16 protein-coding genes are annotated in these 18,223 nt (G+C 63.0%); 6 read left to right on the top strand and 10 right to left on the bottom strand.

Annotated features, from left to right (window positions below):
* Positions 1 to 33: 33 nt before the first annotated feature.
* The 4 genes from B4L76_RS07905 to B4L76_RS07890 form a co-directional block, all read right to left on the bottom strand.
* On the bottom strand, positions 34 to 1,413 hold the full coding sequence (locus tag B4L76_RS07905) for an OprD family porin (RefSeq protein WP_296231685.1): 1,380 nt from the start codon (positions 1,411 to 1,413) through the stop codon (positions 34 to 36).
* Positions 1,414 to 1,639: 226 nt separating this feature from the next.
* On the bottom strand, positions 1,640 to 3,232 hold the full coding sequence (locus tag B4L76_RS07900; RefSeq protein ID WP_296231684.1) for an ABC transporter substrate-binding protein: 1,593 nt from the start codon (positions 3,230 to 3,232) through the stop codon (positions 1,640 to 1,642).
* Between the two features lie 147 nt (positions 3,233 to 3,379).
* Complete coding sequence (locus tag B4L76_RS07895) at positions 3,380 to 5,005, bottom strand: ABC transporter substrate-binding protein (RefSeq protein WP_296231682.1); 1,626 nt, start codon at positions 5,003 to 5,005, stop codon at positions 3,380 to 3,382.
* Between the two features lie 319 nt (positions 5,006 to 5,324).
* The gene (locus tag B4L76_RS07890) at positions 5,325 to 6,041 is read right to left on the bottom strand and encodes an SIMPL domain-containing protein (RefSeq protein ID WP_296231680.1); all 717 of its coding nucleotides are present in this window, start codon (positions 6,039 to 6,041) and stop codon (positions 5,325 to 5,327) included.
* Positions 6,042 to 6,242: 201 nt separating this feature from the next.
* Between B4L76_RS07890 and B4L76_RS07885 the strand changes: the two genes are divergently transcribed.
* The 4 genes from B4L76_RS07885 (at position 6,243) to B4L76_RS07870 (ending at position 10,630) form a co-directional block, all read left to right on the top strand.
* Positions 6,243 to 7,499 (top strand): ATP-binding protein, encoded by a 1,257-nt coding sequence (locus B4L76_RS07885; protein WP_296231677.1) that lies wholly within the window; start codon positions 6,243 to 6,245, stop codon positions 7,497 to 7,499.
* Positions 7,499 to 8,059, top strand: a complete 561-nt coding sequence (locus B4L76_RS07880) for a response regulator transcription factor (protein WP_186673416.1) — start codon at positions 7,499 to 7,501, stop codon at positions 8,057 to 8,059. Before B4L76_RS07885 ends, B4L76_RS07880 begins: the two co-directional genes overlap by 1 nt.
* Positions 8,060 to 8,274: 215 nt before the next feature.
* A complete protein-coding gene (locus tag B4L76_RS07875) occupies positions 8,275 to 9,216 on the top strand; it encodes an AEC family transporter (protein ID WP_296231676.1) in 942 nt (313 codons plus the stop codon).
* A gap of 55 nt (positions 9,217 to 9,271) precedes the next feature.
* Positions 9,272 to 10,630, top strand: coding sequence for an amino acid permease (locus B4L76_RS07870; protein ID WP_296231675.1), 1,359 nt, complete (start codon positions 9,272 to 9,274; stop codon positions 10,628 to 10,630).
* A 55-nt stretch (positions 10,631 to 10,685) separates the two neighbouring features.
* Here the strand turns inward: B4L76_RS07870 and B4L76_RS07865 are convergent, their stop codons facing one another.
* From B4L76_RS07865 to gatC, 6 genes are all read right to left on the bottom strand, one after another.
* Entirely contained in the window at positions 10,686 to 11,060 is a 375-nt protein-coding gene (locus tag B4L76_RS07865; protein WP_296231674.1) for a carboxymuconolactone decarboxylase family protein, read from the bottom strand.
* Positions 11,061 to 11,070: 10 nt separating this feature from the next.
* The gene (locus B4L76_RS07860; RefSeq protein ID WP_296231944.1) at positions 11,071 to 12,111 is read right to left on the bottom strand and encodes a calcium/sodium antiporter; all 1,041 of its coding nucleotides are present in this window, start codon (positions 12,109 to 12,111) and stop codon (positions 11,071 to 11,073) included.
* 60 nt (positions 12,112 to 12,171) lie between these two features.
* Entirely contained in the window at positions 12,172 to 12,546 is a 375-nt protein-coding gene (locus tag B4L76_RS07855; protein WP_296231672.1) for a septal ring lytic transglycosylase RlpA family protein, read from the bottom strand.
* Positions 12,547 to 12,700: 154 nt separating this feature from the next.
* Positions 12,701 to 14,146 (bottom strand): Asp-tRNA(Asn)/Glu-tRNA(Gln) amidotransferase subunit GatB, encoded by a 1,446-nt coding sequence (gene gatB, locus B4L76_RS07850; RefSeq protein WP_296231671.1) that lies wholly within the window; start codon positions 14,144 to 14,146, stop codon positions 12,701 to 12,703.
* An 11-nt stretch (positions 14,147 to 14,157) separates the two neighbouring features.
* On the bottom strand, positions 14,158 to 15,609 hold the full coding sequence (gene gatA / locus B4L76_RS07845; RefSeq protein WP_296231670.1) for an Asp-tRNA(Asn)/Glu-tRNA(Gln) amidotransferase subunit GatA: 1,452 nt from the start codon (positions 15,607 to 15,609) through the stop codon (positions 14,158 to 14,160).
* 15 nt (positions 15,610 to 15,624) lie between these two features.
* The gene (gatC, locus tag B4L76_RS07840) at positions 15,625 to 15,912 is read right to left on the bottom strand and encodes an Asp-tRNA(Asn)/Glu-tRNA(Gln) amidotransferase subunit GatC (protein ID WP_296231668.1); all 288 of its coding nucleotides are present in this window, start codon (positions 15,910 to 15,912) and stop codon (positions 15,625 to 15,627) included.
* 205 nt (positions 15,913 to 16,117) lie between these two features.
* Here gatC and mreB point away from each other — a divergent pair, with 205 nt between their 5' ends.
* Together mreB and mreC are read left to right on the top strand one after the other, a co-directional pair.
* On the top strand, positions 16,118 to 17,155 hold the full coding sequence (gene mreB, locus B4L76_RS07835) for a rod shape-determining protein MreB (RefSeq protein ID WP_200139197.1): 1,038 nt from the start codon (positions 16,118 to 16,120) through the stop codon (positions 17,153 to 17,155).
* Positions 17,156 to 17,351: 196 nt separating this feature from the next.
* Positions 17,352 to 18,223 (top strand): rod shape-determining protein MreC (gene mreC / locus B4L76_RS07830; RefSeq protein ID WP_296231943.1); only part of this gene is annotated, 872 nt, incomplete at its 3' end.

Here is an 18,223-nt window from a genome sequence, read left to right as displayed (position 1 = left end):
GGCCCGCAGCAAAGCAGGCCGTGGCGCTGGCGATCAGAGAATGTTGAATGGAATGGTGGTAACCACCCGGAACTCATCCAGACTGCCATCGCCCTGGGCCTTGCTGGCGCGGTGCGCGGTGTAGGTGGCGCGGATGCTGGTGTCTTTCAGCGGCCCGCTCTGTACTGCGTAGCTGGTGCCGAAGCCCCACTCGTAGTGGGTTTCGCCATCCAGGCCGTTCACGTCGTAGGCGGTACCGCGGTAGTGGGTACCATCGATACCCCAGCCGCGGGCGTTGTACAGATTGAACTTCAAGCCCGGCACACCGTACGGCGCCATGTTCAGCACGTAGGAAAGTTGCAGCGATTTCTCGTTGGGGCCGTTGAAGTCCGACAGCAGCGAGTTGGCCAGGTAGATGCCGTTGGTTTCGTGCAGGTAGTCGAAGTACTCGTTACCGTTGACCTGCTGCCACGAGGCACTGACGGTGTGGGCCTGGTGGGTCAGGCCGAACGACAGGCTGTAGGTGTCGTTGTCGATTTCGCCCATCTTCTGGCCGCCGGCGTCGACGGTCTTGTAGTAGTTCAGGCCGGTGCTCAGGCTCAGCACTGCACTGTCGCCGAGCACATGGTTGGCGCCGAAGTAGTACTGGTTCCAGAAGTCGTCGACCTTGGTGGCATACAGACTGGTGGTCAGGCTCTTGAACGGCTGGTAGTTGATGCCGGCGGTGCTGGCGCGGTCGGTTTCAACGCCAGTGGCGCTGTACTCGCTGCGGAACTTGCTGAGGCTCTGCTCGGTGCGTGGCGAGACGCGGTCGAAGGTGCCCAGGTCGAAGCTCAGGTTGTCGAATTCGGCGCTGTGCAGGAATGCACCCTGGAAGCTCGAGGGCAGGGCGCGGTTGCCGATGTAGGCGATCATCGGTGTGTCCACCGATTGACGGCCAACGGTCAGGGTGGTGTTGGACACGCGTGCCTTGATGTTGGCCAGGCCCATCTTGCTCCACTGGCCGACCGGGTCGCCGTCGCTGTGGGTCAGGGTGCGGTTGTTCGGCCCGGCGATTGCGGCACGGCCCTGTTCCAGGGCGATGGCGTTGTAGCCGGCAGCCTCGACGGCAAAGCCGACGGTGCCCTGGGTGAAGCCGGAGCTGTAGTTGAGGATGGTGCCCTGCACCCAGTTGTCACGGCTGTGGGTGTCGTGGCGGGTGCCGTCGCTCTTGTAGTACTTCCAGAGCGGGGCGCGCGTGGCGCGTTCGCGCGCGTACCAGTTGCGAGTGCTGCCGGACAGGCTCTGGCCGTCGATGAAGCCGCTGGCCTGCTCCTGCTCGCTGCTGCCTTTGAGGGTGACGGGCACATAGTCCTGGCTTTGCGGGTCGGCCTGGGTCACGGTGGATAAGGCACTGATGGATAACGCCAGTGCGGTCAAGGTGAATAGTCTCAAGGTAAAAGCTCCCTTTCTGTTCTTCTAGTTATTCCCTGGCTTTGTGGGCCGGGGCTCTTGCTGCGGTGTTGCCGGGGTTGCCCGGGGTCGCCGGGCTGAATCGGGGCGTTGTGCTGCTGGCCCTATCGCCGGCAAGCCAGCTCCCACAGCTACGGCGCAGACGCCGAAACCTTTGCTGACCCTATGGGAACGGGCGGGGCGAGCGAGAACCGCTGCAGGCTGGAAATCAATCAACACTCACGCCGGAGAAATCATTGCGCCCGAACGGGCTGACCTTGAACTCGGAAACCTTGACGCTGAGCGGCTGGTTCACCGTGGAATGCGCCACCGGGGTAATCGGGACCTGTTGCTTGAGGCGTTGCTGGGCCTGCTGGTACAGCGCCGTGCGTTGGGTGCGGTCGGTGACCTGCTTGGCCTGCTTGACCAGGCGGTCGTACTGCGGGTCGCACCACAGCGAATAGTTGTTGCTGCCGATCGCGTCGCAGTTGTAAAGGGTGCCCAACCAGTTGTCCGGGTCGCCGTTGTCGCCGGTCCAGCCGATCAGGGCGATATCGTGCTCGCCGCTTTTCATGCGTTTGAGGTACTCACCCCATTCGTAGCTGACGATGCGCACCTTGAAGCCGAGCTTGCTCCAGTCGGCCTGGAGCATTTCTGCCATCAGCTTGGCGTTGGGGTTGTACGGGCGCTGCACCGGCATGGCCCACAGGGTGATTTCGCTACCGGGCTTCACGCCGGCCTGCTGCAGCAGCTGGCGGGCTTTGTCCGGGTCGTAGGGCGCATCCTTGATGCTGCTGTCATAGGACCACTGGGTCGGCGGCATGGCGTTGACGGCCAGTTGGCCGGAATCCTGGTACACCGCCTGGAGGATCGCCTGTTTGTTCACCGCCATGTCCATCGCCTGGCGCACTTCCAGGCGGTCGAACGGCGGATGCTGGGTGTTGTAGGCGATATAGCCGAGGTTGAAGCCCGGTTGCTGCAGTACCTGCAGCTTGCTGTCGGCCTTCAGCGCAGGCAGGTCGGCCGGGCGCGGGTGCAGGGTGACCTGGCATTCGTTGCGGCGCAGCTTCTGGATGCGCACCGAAGGGTCGGTGTTGATCGAGAACACCAGATTGTCGATCTTCACCTCCTCTGGTGCCCAGTAAGCCTGGTTGCCCTTGTAGCGAATCTGCGAGTCCTTCTGGTAGCGCTGGAACGTGAACGGCCCGGTGCCGATCGGTTGCTGGTTGATGTCGCTGGCGCGTCCGCTGGCTAGCAACTGCTCGGCGTATTCGGCGGAAAGAATCGAGGCAAAGCTCATGGCCAGGTTCTGGATGAAGGCAGCATCGACCTTGTTCAAGGTGAAGACGACGGTCATGGCGCCGGTCTTCTCGACACGGGCGATGTTCTTGTCCAGGCCCATGCTGACGAAATAGGGGAACTCGGTCGGGTAGGCCTGGCGGAACGGGTGGCCCTTGTCGAGCATGCGGTTGAAGGTGAACAGCACGTCGTCGGCGTTGAAGTCGCGGCTGGGGGTAAAGGCCTTGTTGCTGTGAAATTTCACCCCCTCGCGCAGGTGGAAGGTGTAACGCAGGCCATCGTCGGACACCTCCCAGCGTGTCGCCAGGGCTGGTTGTACGGCGGTGCCACCACGCTCGAACTCGACCAGGCGGTTGTAGATGGGTTCGGCGGCGTCGTTGTCGGTTGCGCTGGTGTATTGCGCGGTGTCGAAGCCGGCGGGGCTGCCTTCGGAGCAGAACACCAGGTTGTTGGCCAGCACGGCAGGGGCCTGGCTGATCAGGCCCAGAGCAAGCAGGGTGGGAAGACGAGTGACAGGGCGCATGGCAAGTCCTTTTACGTCTGTTGGCGCCGCCTCTCGGTACGAATGGCGGCAACAGTTCGCCGACCCCGCCACGCGTAGCGGCGGGACGGCATGAAGGGGTGGTGGAGCTGGTGGGGCACCCGCCGCTCAGCGGGTGCCGTGGCTAGCCTATTTGTCCACGCTGACGCCGTAGAAGGAGTTCAGTCCGAACGGGCTGATCTTGAAGTCCTTCACCTTGGCGCTCATGGGCTGGTATACCGTGGAGTGGGCGATCGGGGTGATCGGCACCTGTTCCTTGAGCATGCGCTGTGCCTGCTGGTACAGCTCGGTGCGCTTGGCCTGGTCGGAAGTGGCCTTGGCCTGCTTGATCAGGTCATCGTAGGGCTTGTAGCACCACTTGGAGAAGTTGTTGCCGTTCATGGCATCGCAGCCGTACAGGGTGCCCAGCCAGTTGTCCGGGTCACCGTTGTCACCGCTCCAGCCGATCAGCATGGCGCCCTGCTCGCCACCCTTGGAGCGTTTGATGTATTCACCCCATTCGTAGCTGACGATCTTCGCCTTGATGCCCACCTTGGCCCAGTCCGATTGCAGCATTTCTGCCATCAGCTTGGCATTGGGGTTGTATGGGCGCTGTACCGGCATGGCCCACAGGGAGATCTCGGTACCTTCCTTGATGCCGGCTTCCTTGAGCAGCTGCCTGGCCTTTTCCGGGTCGTACGGGGCGTCCTTGATGCTGTCGTCATAGGACCACTGGGTTGGCGGCATGCCGTTGACTGCCAGTTGGCCTGCGCCCTGGTAGACCGACTCGATGATCTTCTTCTTGTCCACGGCCATGTCCAGCGCCTGACGGACTTTCAGCTGGGCCAGCGGGTTGGCTTCGTTGCTGCCCTTGATCTTGTCCATCACGTTATAGGCGATGTAGCCGAGGTTGAAACCGGCCTGGTCCGGCATCTGCAGCTTAGGGTCCTGCTTCAGCGGCTGGATGTCTGCCGGGCGCGGGAACAGGGTCACCTGGCACTCGTTCTTCTTCAGCTTCTGCATGCGCACCGAGGCGTCGGTGGTAATGGCGAAGATCAGGTTGTCGATCTTCACCTCATCAGGTTGCCAGTAGTCCTTGTTGCCCTTGAAGCGGATCTGCGCGTCCTTCTGGTACTTGCTGAACACGAACGGGCCGGTGCCGATCGGTTTCTGGTTGATATCGGCAGCCTTGCCGTCCTTGAGCAGTTGGTCGGCGTATTCGGCGGACTGGATCGAGGCGAAGCTCATGGCCAGGTTCTGGATGAAGGCGGCGTCGACCTCGTTGAGGGTGAACCTCACCGTGTGTTCGTCGAGCTTCTCCACTTTGGCAATGTTCTTGTCCATGCCCATGTCGGTGAAGTACGGGAACTCGGTGGGGTAGGCCTTGCGGAACGGGTGGTCCTTGTCGAGCATGCGGTTGAAGGTGAACAGCACGTCGTCGGCGTTGAATGCGCGGGTGGGCTTGAAGTAGTCGGTACTGTGGAACTTGACCCCTTCGCGCAGGTGGAAGGTGTAGGTCTTGCCGTCGTCGGATACTTCCCACTCGGTCGCCAGGCCCGGGATGACGGCGGTGCCGCCGCGTTCGAACTGGGTCAGGCGGTTGAACACGGTCTCGGCAGAGGCGTCGAAATCGGTCCCTGTGGTGTATTGCCCCGGGTCGAAGCCGGCCGGGCTGCCTTCGGAGCAGAACACCAGGTTGGACGCGGCGAGGGCCGACGGTGCCCCGGAGAGCAAGCCTGCACCCAGCAGGAACGGAATGACTGCGTGTTTGAGCATGGTGGCCTCATTGTTGTCATTTTTCGATTTGAGGTGGCCTCGTGAGCCGACCTGCGGATACTTATGCAGGGGGTATACCCATTGCAATATGGCAAGTGTTCATTGACGCCAGAAAAGTGGTACGACCGTACATGGATGTCGCATTGGTATAACTTTTCCGCAAGTTGAACGTTTGCGAGGGCAAAATGATGGCTTTTTACGGGATGTTTCGGGGCGGGAGAAGCTGTACGGGGCACCCTATTGGTGCGTAGGAATGTTCTGAAACGCGTGAAACTGACGCGGCCTTCGAGGGAGCGGGCTTACCGCTCCCTCGAACGGATCAAGGCATCTGTACCTCGATCAGGCCATCGGCATTCATGCTGACTTCACTGGTACCGGCCTCGATATCTGGTGCCGGTGCCGCCTCATCAGCCCCCATCGCCTTCATTGCCATTGGTGCACTGCGCAGGTATGGGCGCGGGTAACCACTGCTGTTGAGGTTCAGGCTGACCACCTTGTAGCCTTTGCCGCCCAGCGCCTCGGTCGCCAGTTGTGCACGTGCCTTGAATGCATCCACTGCATCCTTGAGCAGTGCATCCTCGCTGGCCTTGCGCGTGGCCGGGGCGATGGAGAAGTCCATGCCGCCCATCTTCAGCTCTTGCAGCAGGTCGGCAGTCAGTTGCGACAGGGCCGGGAAGTTGGCGCTTTCCAGACGCAGCTCGGCACGCTCGCGCCAGCCGGTGATCTTCTGGCCCTTGTTGTCATACACCGGGTAGCTGTTGCGGCTACCCTGGCTGATCTTCACGTCCTTGACCTGACGCGACTGCTGCACCGCCTTGTTCATGGTCTCGGTGATCTGCTGGGCCAGCTTGCCGGGGTCGCTGTTCTGCGCTTCGCTGTACAGGGTCACGACCATCAGGTCACGCGCCACTTCCTTGCTGACTTCGGCACGCAGCGATACCTGGTTGTAGCGCGGTTCATCGGCAGCCAATGCCGGCAGGCTGGCGAGCAGGCCGCAGGACAGGATCAGCGCGGCGCCGCGACGAGGGTTTTGCATGGGATACTCCTTGGCAATAAAAGGCGTGGGCTCTGGCCATCCATTCCACGCATGGGCCTTCAGACCGGCAACAGTGTAGTGGGTTCAAAAGTGCCATCATGGACTTGTGACAAAGTGTGGCGCTTTGCCGCATCACTGCAGCGCGGCGCCAGGCTTCGGTATACTCCAGCCGATTTTCTGGAGCACTCATCAGGAGAGCTCATGCTCGCCGCCGTACAACCGCTGTCCGCTACCCGCCAGAACCTCTGGCGCCTGACCGTCATTCGGGTCCTGGTCCTGGCTGCCCAGGCTGGCTCCGTGGGCGTCGCCTACTGGACCGAACTGCTGCCGCTGCCCTGGCTGTCGCTGGCCGGCACCTTGGCCTTGTCCTCGCTGTTGTGTGCCTTCACGGCCCTGCGCCTGCGCCTGTCGCTGCCGGTCACCGAGCTTGAGTATGCCCTGCAGCTGGCCTGTGACCTGCTGATCCACAGTGCCTTGCTGTACTACTCCGGCGGTTCGACCAACCCGTTCGTCTCGTATTACCTGGTGCCGCTGGCGATTGCTGCGGTGACCTTGCCGTGGCTGTATTCACTGATTCTCTCCGGCATTGCGCTGACCGCCTACAGCCTGCTGCTGGTGCAGTTCTACCCGCTCGAAGGCTTGCCGATGGCGCGGGACAAGATGCAGGTTTACGGCATGTGGCTGAGCATCGCCCTGGCCGCTGCTGTGATCACCTTCTTTGCCGCACGCATGGCCGAAGAGTTGCGCCGCCAGGAGCAGTTGCGCTCCGAGCGGCGCGAGGAAAGCCTGCGCGACGAACAACTGCTGGCCGTGGCCACCCAGGCCGCCGGCGCGGCCCATGAGCTGGGCACGCCGTTGGCGACCATGAGCGTGTTGCTCAACGAGATGCGCCAGGACCACGCCGACCCGCTGCTGCAGGAAGACCTGCAGATCCTTCAGGACCAGGTCAAGCTGTGCAAGGAAACCCTGCAACAGCTGGTGCGTGCTGCCGAGGCCAATCGGCGCCTGGCGGTGGTGGAACAGGAGGTGACCGCCTGGCTCGACGAAGCGCTCAACCGCTGGCACCTGATGCGTCCGGAGGCCAGCTACCGCTTCCAGCGCCTGCGCGACGGCCAGGTACCGCGCCTGACCCCGCCACCTGACCTGACCCAGGCGCTGCTGAACCTGCTGAACAACGCCGCCGATGCCTGCCCCGATGACCTTGAAGTGCGCCTGGACTGGGACGCCCATGACATCGTCATCAGTATCCGCGACCATGGCCCCGGCGTGCCGCCGGCCATTGCCGAAGCCATCGGCAAACCCTTCATTACCACCAAGGGCAAAGGCTTCGGCCTCGGCCTGTTCCTGAGCAAGGCCAGCGTGACCCGTGCGGGCGGCTCGGTGAAACTCTATAGTCATGAACAGGGTGGCACCCTGACCGAACTGCGCCTGCCCCGTGGCAAGCGAGGAGATGAATGATGAGCGAAGAAAACCAGGTCGAAAGCGAAGAGCTCCCGCACCTGTTGCTGGTGGACGACGATGCCACCTTCACCCGGGTCATGGCCCGTGCCATGAGCCGCCGCGGTTTTCGTGTGAGCACTGCCAGCTCTGCCGAGGAAGGGTTGCTGCTGGCCCAGCAGGATTTGCCGGACTATGCCACGCTGGACCTCAAGATGGATGGCGACTCCGGTCTGGTGCTGCTGCCCAAGCTGCTGGAGCTGGACCCGGAAATGCGTGTGGTGATACTGACCGGCTACTCGAGCATTGCCACCGCCGTGGAAGCGGTCAAGCGTGGCGCCTGCAACTACCTGTGCAAACCGGCCGATGCCGATGATGTGCTGGCGGCGTTACTGTCGGAGCACACTGACCTGGATACCCTGGTGCCGGAAAACCCGATGTCGGTCGACCGCCTGCAGTGGGAGCACATCCAGCGTGTGCTGAACGAGCACGAGGGCAATATCTCGGCCACTGCGCGGGCGCTGGGCATGCACCGCCGGACCTTGCAGCGCAAACTGCAGAAGCGCCCCGTCCGGCGCTGACTGCCTGCTTCGGTACCGGCCTCTTCGCGGGTAAACCCGCTCCTGAAGGTATTCACGGGACTCTCGAGACCTGCGCAGCCACTGTGGGAGCGGGTTATCTGCGGAGGCCGGTATTGGCAGAAACTTATTGATAAAGCCCCCTCGATCCCCGCAATTCCTGACGCGTTGGCGTATCATTAGCCGCCTAACGGCAACTCCTCCAGGATCGCTTGCGCATGCTCGCCCTTCTTATCCAGACGCTGAACATCACGGCACCGGTATTCGCCATGCTGTTCATGGGTGTGCTGCTCAAACGCATCCGTCTGATCGATGACAATTTCAACCGCGTTGCTTCGCAGCTGGTGTTCAACGTGTGCATGCCGGCGCTACTGTTCCTCGGCATCTACCACGCCGACCTGGGCGCTGCGGTCAAGCCTGGGGTTCTGCTGTATTTCATCGCCGCCACTCTGGTCGGTTTCGCCATCGCCTGGGGCCTGGCCATCTGGCGCTGCCCCGAGGCGGACCGGGGCATCTACACCCAGGGCGCCTTCCGGGGCAACAATGGTGTGATCGGCCTGGCCCTGGCCGCCAGCCTTTACGGCGACTATGGCATTTCCCTGGGGGCGGTGCTCGCCGGCCTGGTGATCCTCCTGTACAACTCGCTGTCGGCGGTGGTGCTGGCGGTGTACAGCCCGCACCTGAAGTCCGATCCGTGGAGCATCTGCAAGAGCATCTTCAGCAACCCGTTGATCATCAGTGTGCTGGTGGCCACGCCGATGGCCTACGCTCAGGTGCCGCTGCCCAACTGGCTGCTCACTTCGGGCGACTATCTGGCGCAAATGACCTTGCCGCTGGCGCTGATCTGCATCGGTGGCACCCTGTCGCTGGCGGCGCTGCGCGACAGCGGCAGGCTGGCCATGGATGCCAGCCTGGTGAAAATGGTCTGGCTGCCGCTGGTCGGCACCCTGGGTGCCTGGTTCTGCGGCTTCCGCGGGGCCGAACTGGGCATCCTGTTCCTGTACATCGCTAGCCCGACCGCAGCTGCCAGCTACGTCATGGCACGGGCAGCCAACGGCAACCATGAGCTCGCCGCATCGATCATCGTGGTTACCACACTGATGGCGGCGATCACCACCAACATAGGCATTTTCATCTTGCAGTGGGGCGGATGGATCTAGATCCTTCACTGCAAATAACACAACAACACTGCCTCACTGAGCTAAAGGACACTTCATGCAAGACCAGAGCACGCCCGAGCGGTTGCAGCGCGGGCTGAAGAATCGCCATATCCAGCTGATTGCGCTGGGCGGGGCTATCGGCACCGGGTTGTTCCTGGGCATCGCCCAAACCATCCAGCTGGCCGGTCCCTCCGTGCTGCTGGGTTATGCCATTGCCGGCCTGATGGCCTTCCTGATCATGCGCCAGCTGGGCGAAATGGTGGTGGAAGAGCCGGTGGCCGGCAGTTTCAGCCACTTCGCGCACCAGTACTGGAGCGAGTTCGCCGGTTTCGTCTCGGGCTGGAACTACTGGGTGGTGTACGTGCTGGTCGGCATGGCCGAGCTCACCGCAGTGGGCATCTATGTGCAGTACTGGTGGCCGGGCTTCCCCACCTGGGCCACGGCAGCGATCTTCTTCGTGGTGATCAACCTGATCAACCTGACCCAGGTGAAGGTCTATGGCGAGATGGAATTCTGGTTCGCCCTGGTCAAGGTGGTCGCAATTGTCAGCATGATCGGTTTCGGTGCCTGGCTGCTGACCAGTGGCCATGGCGGCCCGGATGCCAGCGTGGCCAACCTGTGGCAGTACGGCGGCTTCTTCCCCAATGGCGTCACCGGCCTGGTAATGGCGCTGGCGGTAATCATGTTCTCGTTCGGTGGCCTGGAGCTGGTGGGCATCACTGCTGCCGAGGCCGACAACCCGCGCCAGAGCATCCCCAAAGCCACCAACCAGGTGGTGTACCGTATCCTCATCTTCTACATCGGCGCCCTGGCGGTGCTGCTGTCGCTGTACCCGTGGCAGAAGGTGGTGCAGGGCGGTAGCCCGTTCGTGATGATCTTCCACGAACTGGACAGTGACCTGGTGGCGACCATCCTCAACATCGTGGTGCTGACGGCCGCGCTGTCTGTGTACAACAGCTGTGTCTACGCCAACAGTCGCATGCTGTTCGGCCTGGCCAGCCAGGGCGACGCGCCACGGCAGTTGTTGAAGGTCAGCCGCAGTGGTGTGCCGCTGACCGCGCTGGGCGTGTCGGCGCTGGCTACCGGGCTGTGTGTGGTGATCAATTACCTGATGCCGGGCGAGGCGTTCGGCCTGCTGATGGCGCTGGCGGTATCGGCGCTGGTGATCAACTGGGCGAGCATCAGCATTACTCACCTGAAGTTCCGCAAGGCCAAGCTGGCGGCCGGGATCATCCCGTTCTACAAGAGCTGGGGGCACCCGTTGACCAACTACCTGTGCCTGGCGTTCATCGTACTGATCCTGGTGGTGATGTACCTGACCCCGCCGATTCGCATTTCGGTGATGCTGATCCCGGCGTGGATCGCCGCGCTGTGGGTGGCCTTCAAGCTGAAGAAGGCTCGCCAGGCCAACTGACGCGGCCGGCCCTTGCAGGAGCGCCCTTCGCGATACAAGGCCGCTCCTGCAGCTTTCAGCCTTGATCGCTGTCGATCACTTCCTGCGCGGCCCGGAACGCGTCGATGGCCGCCGGTACCCCCGCATACACTGCGCAATGCAGCAGCGCTTCGCGAATCTCCTCCACCGTACAACCGTTGTTCAACGCCCCGCGTACATGTCCCTTGAGTTCTTGCGGGCATTTGAGTGCCGTGAGCGTGGCCAGGGTAATCAGGCTGCGCGTCTTCAGCGGCAAGCCGTCGCGCGCCCACACGCTGCCCCATGCATGTTCGTTGACGAACTCCTGTAGTGGCCGGGTAAAGTCAGTGGCATTGCCCAGGGCGCGGTCAACGAACGCATCGCCCATTACCTGGCGGCGAATCTGCTCGCCGGTCTTGTTGTTGTCAGCCATGTTGTTTTCCTCAGTGTTGGCGGCGCCAGGCACGCACGGTGGTAAACAGCAACACCACGGCGAGCACCGGCAGCACGTAGTACATCAACCGTTCCAGGCGACCGGCCAGCGGCAGGCCCATGGTAAACGCCGCTACATGCAGCCCATAGGCCAGGTACAGGCAGAGGAACACCATGCCCTCGGCGCGGGTGATGCGGTAACCGGAATAGAACACCGGCAGGCTCAGCGCGGCAACGCCGAGCATCACCGGCAGGTCGAAGGCCAGGGCGTTGGGTGAAATCGACAGCGGTTCGGGGGTGACCAGTGCGGTAAGGCCCAGTACGGCCAGCAGGTTGAACAGGTTGCTGCCGATCACCGTACCCACGGCGATTTCCCGTTCTCCTCGCAGGGCGGCGATCAGCGCGGCGGCCAGTTCCGGCAACGAGGTGCAGATAGCGACCACGGTCAGGCCGATGATGCGCTCGGACAGGCCGAGGTCGGTAGCCACTTCCACGGCGGCTTCCAGCAGCAGGTGGCCGGCCAGGCTCAGCAGGCCCAGGCCTGCCAGTACCTGCAACAGCGTGCCTGAGCAGAAGCGCCCGACGCTGGCGACGACGGTGGCCGGGGCAGGGTAGGTGCGCGCGTAGTGACGGGACTGATGCCAAAGCGTTGCCAGGTAAGCGGCCAGGCCGACCAGCAGCAATGCGCCTTCGGTCCGGCCCAGGTGGCCGTTGGCGGATAGCCCGTAGACCAGCCCGCTGGCTGCGATCATCAATGGAATGTCAAGGCGTACCAGTTGCCGCGAGACGCGCAGCGGAATGATCAGCGCGGCCAGGCCGAGAATGACCAGCACGTTGAAGATGTTGCTGCCGATTACGCTGCCCACCGCTACATCCGGTGCTCCCTGGTAGGCGGCCTGCAGGCTAACCGTCAGTTGCGGCGCGGTACTGCCGAAGGCTACCAGGCTCAGGCCGATGATCAGTGGGCGTACGTGCAGGCGCTGGGCCAGGCGCAAGGCTGCGCGTACCAGCAGTTCGGCGCCAGCCACCAGCAACAGCAGGGCAATGCCCAGTTGCAGAAGGCTGAAGGTAGCAAGGGTGGCCAGGTCGAAAATGGTCGGACTCCTGTCGCGTCAGTCGTTAAGCCCTTGTACGCGCACCCGCGCGGTTCCGCTACGGACCATGCCGATTTTTTCCGCCGCGGCGCGTGACAGGTCGATGAGGCGGCCCCGGGTATGCGGCCCACGGTCGTTGATTCGCACCACCACGCTGCGCTGGTTGGTTGTGTTGGTAACCAGTACGCGGGTGCCGAAGGGCAGGCTGCGGTGGGCGGCAGTCAGGCCATTCTGGTTGAAAGGTTCGCCGCTGGCGGTGCGTTTGCCGTGGTGGCGCGAGCCGTAGTAGGAGGCGGTGCCGGTCTGGTCATAGCCGCGCGGGTCGATGTCATGGCTGGCGCAGCCGGCCAGCAGGGAATAGAGGGCGAGGGTGCTCAGGGATCGTTTTAGCAAGTCAGATGCTCCGCTGTTGCATTTGGGGCCGCTGTGCGGCCCATCACCGGCAAGCCAGCTCCCACAGGGACCCACGGCCGTTGAGGGCGGTGCTGTAGCTTGTGGGAGCTGGCTTGCCGGCGATCGAGGGCGGAGCCCTCGCCGCATTTTCAAATCACCCTTCGAGCTTGGCCTTGAGCAATTGGTTCACCTGCCCGGGGTTGGCCTTGCCTTTGGAAGCTTTCATCGCCTGGCCGACGAAGAAGCCGAACATCTTGCCACGCTTGGCCTCGTCGGCGGCGCGGTACTGTTCGACCTGCTCGGCGTTGGCCGCCAGCATCTCGTCGAGCATCTTGTCGATTGCACCGGTATCGGTGACCTGCTTCAGGCCTTTGCTGTCGATGATGCTGTCGGCATCACCTTCACCGGCGGCCATGGCTTCGAACACGGTCTTGGCGATCTTGCCGCTGATGGTATTGTCGCGGATACGCAACAGCATGCCACCCAGCTGCGCGGCGCTGACCGGTGCCTGGTCGATCTCGATGCCCAGCTTGTTCAGCAGGCTGCCCAGTTCGACCATAACCCAGTTGGCAGCCAGCTTGGCGTCGCCACCAATCTTCACTACTTCTTCGAAGTAGTCCGCCTGTTCGCGGCTGGATGCCAGCACGTTGGCGTCATAGGCCGACAGGCCGTACTGCTTCTGGAAGCGCTCGACCTTTTGCGTCGGCAGCTCTGGCAGGCCGGCGCGGACGGTTTCCAGGAAGCTGTCCTCGATCACCACCGGCAGCAGGTCCGGGTCCGGGAAGTAACGGTAGTCGTTGGCTTCCTCCTTGCTGCGCATGGAGCGGGTCTCGTCCTTGTTCGGGTCGTACAGGCGGGTTTCCTGAACTACCTTGCCGCCGTCCTCGATCAGGTCGATCTGGCGCTGGATCTCGCTGTTGATCGCGCGCTCGATGAAGCGGAACGAGTTGACGTTCTTGATCTCGCAGCGGGTGCCGAATTCGGTCTGGCCTTTCGGTCGGATCGATACGTTGCAGTCGCAACGCAGCGAGCCTTCGGCCATGTTGCCGTCACAGATGCCCAGGTAACGCACGAGCGCGTGGATAGCCTTGACGTAGGCCACGGCTTCCTTGGCGCTGCGCATGTCCGGCTCGGAAACGATCTCCAGCAGCGGGGTGCCGGCACGGTTGAGGTCGATGCCGGTGGAGCCGCTGAAGTCTTCGTGCAGGCTCTTGCCGGCGTCTTCCTCCAGATGCGCACGGGTTACCCCGATGCGCTTGATGGTGCCGTCTTCCAGGGCGATGTCGAGGTGGCCCTTGCCGACGATGGGCAGGTCCATCTGGCTGATCTGGTAGCCCTTGGGCAGGTCGGGGTAGAAGTAGTTCTTGCGCGCGAACACGTTGCGCTTGCCGATCTCGGCGTCGATGGCCAGGCCGAACATGCACGCCATGCGCACGGCTTCCTGGTTCAGCACCGGCAGTACGCCGGGCATGCCCAGGTCAACCAGGCTGGCCTGGGTGTTCGGCTCGGAACCGAAGGTGGTGGCGCTGCCGGAGAAGATCTTCGACTGGGTGGCGAGCTGAGTGTGGATTTCCAGCCCGATCACAACTTCCCATTGCATGTGTGAATTCCTCAGAAGCCGTTGGGGGCGCGGGTGTGCCAGTCGGTCACTTGCTGGTAGCGGTGCGCGACATTGAGCAGGCGGCCTTCCTGGAAGTACGGCGCCAGCAGTTGCACGCCGACCGGCAGGCCATCGACGAAGCCGGCTGGCATCGACAGGCCCGGCAGGCCTGCCAGGTTGGCGGTGATGGTGTAGACGTCTTCCAGATAGGCGGCGACCGGGTCGCTGCCCTTGGCGCCGAGCTTCCAGGCCGGGTTTGGCGTGGTCGGGCCGAGGATCAGGTCGACGTCGTTGAATGCGGCCATGAAGTCGTTCTTGATCAGGCGGCGGATCTGCTGCGCTTTCACGTAATAGGCGTCGTAGTAGCCAGCCGACAGGGCATAGGTACCGACCATGATGCGGCGCTGCACTTCCATACCGAAGCCTTCGCCCCGGGAGCGCTTGTACAGGTCGGTCAGGTCTTTCGGGTTTTCGCAGCGGTAACCGAAGCGCACGCCGTCGAAACGCGACAGGTTGGACGAGGCTTCAGCCGGGGCGATCACGTAGTAGGCCGGAATGGCGTGCTGCATGTTCGGCAGGCTGATTTCCCTGACCACCGCGCCGAGCTTTTCCAGTTCCTTGACGCTGGCCTGGACCAGATCGGCGATGCGCGGGTCGAGGCCGGCACCGAAGTACTCCTTCGGCAGGCCGATGCGCAGGCCCTGCAGCGAGGCGTTGAGGCTGGCGCTGTAGTCCGGCACCGGCTCCTCGATGCTGGTGGAATCCTTGGCATCGAAGCCGGCCATGCCTTGCAACAGCAGGGCGCAGTCTTCGGCGGTGCGTGCCAGCGGGCCGCCCTGGTCGAGGCTGGAGGCGTAGGCGATCATGCCCCAGCGCGATACGCGACCGTAGGTTGGCTTGAGGCCGGTAAGGTTGGTCAGCGCCGCCGGCTGGCGGATCGAACCGCCGGTGTCGGTGCCGGTAGTGGCTGGCAGCAGGCGCGCGGCCACGGCTGCGGCCGAACCGCCCGACGAGCCGCCGGGGACGTGCTCGAGGTTCCACGGGTTCTTCACCGCGCCGTAGTGGCTGGACTCGTTGGCCGAACCCATGGCGAACTCGTCCATGTTGGTCTTGCCCAGGGTAACCATGCCGGCTTCGGCCAGCTTGGCGACCACGGTGGCATCATACGGTGCCTTGAAGTTGTCGAGCATCTTCGAGCCGCAGCTGGTGCGTACGCCGTTGGTGCAGAACAGGTCCTTGTGGGCGATCGGTGCACCCAGCAGCGCACCGGTGTCGCCGGCGGCGCGACGGGCGTCGGCAGCACGCGCCTGGCCCAGGGCCAGGTCTTCGGTGACGCTGATGAAGCTGTTGATCTGTGGGTCGAGCTGCTTGATGCGCGCCAGCAGGGCGCCGGTCAGCTCTTCGGAGGAAAACGACTTGTCGGCGAGTCCGCGGGCGATCTCGGCCAGGGTCAGTTGATGCATGGCAGGCTCTATCCCTTACTCGATGACTTTGGGTACCAGGTACAGACCGCTCTCGGTCGATGGCGCGATGGCCTGGTAGGCGTCGCGCTGGTTGCTCTCGGTGACCTGGTCGGGGCGCAGGCGCTGGCTGGCCTCCAGGGGGTGGGCGAGGGGCTCGATACCTGTGGTATCGACCGCTTGCATCTGGTCGACCAGCCCGAGAATGCTGTTGAGGGCGTCGGTAATTCGTGGCAGTTCGCCATCATCTAGCCCCAGGCGGGCCAGATGGGCGATCTTTTCCACGTCGCAGCGTTCAAGCGCCATGGGGATCTCCAGGGGAAACAAAGAACGGAATTTGGGTCCGCAGTGAGGAACATGTCAGCTTTCTGACGGTCTATCGGCCGCGATCATCTGCTGGCTTGCTCGGAAAAACAGCCAATTTAACATATTGGCTCCTTGCCCAAAATCCCTGCCATTGTTAGAGTTTGCCGCACTTTTTTACCCACGCTTTCCCCAGGGTCACTTTCCCATGTTCAAGAAACTGCGTGGCATGTTTTCCAGCGATCTGTCCATCGACCTGGGTACTGCCAACACCCTTATTTACGTGCGTGAGCGCGGTATCGTCCTGAATGAGCCCTCGGTTGTTGCCATCCGTACCCATGGCAACCAGAAAAGCGTCGTCGCCGTCGGTACCGAAGCCAAGCGCATGCTGGGCCGTACGCCTGGCAACATTGCTGCCATTCGTCCGATGAAGGATGGCGTCATCGCCGACTTCAGCGTTTGTGAAAAAATGTTGCAGTATTTCATCAACAAGGTTCACGAGAACAGCTTCCTGCAGCCGAGCCCGCGCGTGCTGATCTGTGTGCCGTGCAAGTCGACCCAGGTAGAGCGCCGCGCCATTCGCGAGTCGGCCCTGGGTGCCGGTGCGCGTGAAGTGTTCCTGATCGAAGAACCGATGGCCGCCGCCATCGGTGCCGGGCTGCCGGTTGAAGAAGCGCGCGGTTCGATGGTCGTCGACATCGGTGGCGGTACCACCGAAATCGCGCTGATCTCGCTGAACGGCGTGGTCTATGCCGAATCCGTCCGCGTTGGCGGCGACCGCTTCGACGAAGCCATCGTCACCTATGTGCGCCGCAACTACGGCAGCCTGATCGGCGAATCCACCGCCGAGCGCATCAAGCAGGAAATCGGTACCGCCTACCCGGGCGGCGAAGTGCGCGAGGTCGATGTCCGTGGCCGCAACCTGGCCGAAGGCGTCCCGCGTGCCTTTACCCTGAATTCCAGCGAAGTGCTCGAAGCACTGCAGGAATCCCTGGCGACCATCGTCCAGGCGGTCAAGAGCGCCCTGGAGCAATCGCCGCCGGAGCTGGCCTCGGACATCGCCGAGCGTGGCCTGGTGCTGACCGGTGGCGGCGCGCTGCTGCGTGACCTGGACAAACTGCTGGCCCAGGAAACCGGCCTGCCGGTAATCGTCGCCGAGGATCCGCTGACCTGTGTTGCCCGTGGCGGCGGTCGCGCCCTGGAAATGATGGACAAGCACGCGATGGACTTGCTCTCCAGCGAGTGATTCCGCTCGCTGTTCACGAGCGCCCGGTTTACAGGTAGCACGCGCAGTGCTACCTGTATGTGCTGGGCTGGCGCCCTTGTGGGGCGCCGTATCCATCAACCCGCAACCAGGCTGGTGCGTTGTCCCATGTCCAATGACCTCCTGAGTCGTCCACGAGGAACGGCCCATTAAACCGCTTTTCTCCAAGGGCCCTTCGCTGGGTGTTCGCCTGCTCGTCCTGGTGGTGCTTTCGGTCGCGCTGATGGTTGTCGACGCGCGCTTCGACGTGCTCAAGCCGGTACGCAGCCAGATGGGTCTGGTACTCATGGAATCGTACTGGATCACCGACCTGCCGCAGCGTGCCTGGCAAGGTGTGGCCGGCCAGTTCGGCAGCCGCACCGAACTGATCGCGGAAAACGAAAAGCTCAAGACCGAAGCCCTGCTGCTGCAGGGGCGCCTGCAGAAGCTGGCGGCCCTGACCGAGCAGAACGTGCGCTTGCGCGAGCTGCTCAACTCGTCGGCGCTGGTCAACGAAAAGGTCGAAGTGGCCGAGCTGATCGGGGTCGACCCCAACCCCTTCACCCACCGCATCCTGATCAACAAGGGCGAGCGTGATGGCGTGTTCCTTGGCCAGCCGGTGCTCGATGCGCGCGGCCTGATGGGCCAGGTGGTCGAGTTGATGCCCTACACTTCGCGGGTGCTGTTGCTGACCGATACCACCCACAGTATCCCGGTGCAGGTCAACCGCAACGGCCTGCGCGCGATTGCCAGCGGCACCGGTAACCCGGAGCGCCTGGAGTTGCGTCATGTGGCCGACACCGCCGATATCAAGGAAGGCGACCTGTTGGTCAGTTCCGGCATGGGCCAACGTTTCCCGGCCGGCTACCCGGTCGCCACGGTCAATGAAGTGATCCACGATTCCGGCCAGCCGTTTGCCATCGTGCGCGCCATCCCCACGGCCGCGCTCAACCGCAGCCGCTACATGCTATTGGTATTCAGTGACCGACGGAGCCCGGAGCAGCGTGCCACCGATGCTGCCATTGCCCAGGAAGAAGCTGACCGCAAGGGCGCCTCGGCTCCTGGCCAGCC

It is taken from the genome of Pseudomonas sp. UBA4617 (assembly GCF_002386445.1).
Classification (GTDB): domain Bacteria; phylum Pseudomonadota; class Gammaproteobacteria; order Pseudomonadales; family Pseudomonadaceae; genus Aquipseudomonas.
The sequence above is the reverse complement of the archived record's forward strand: the minus strand, read 5'-3'. Positions and strand labels throughout refer to the sequence as shown.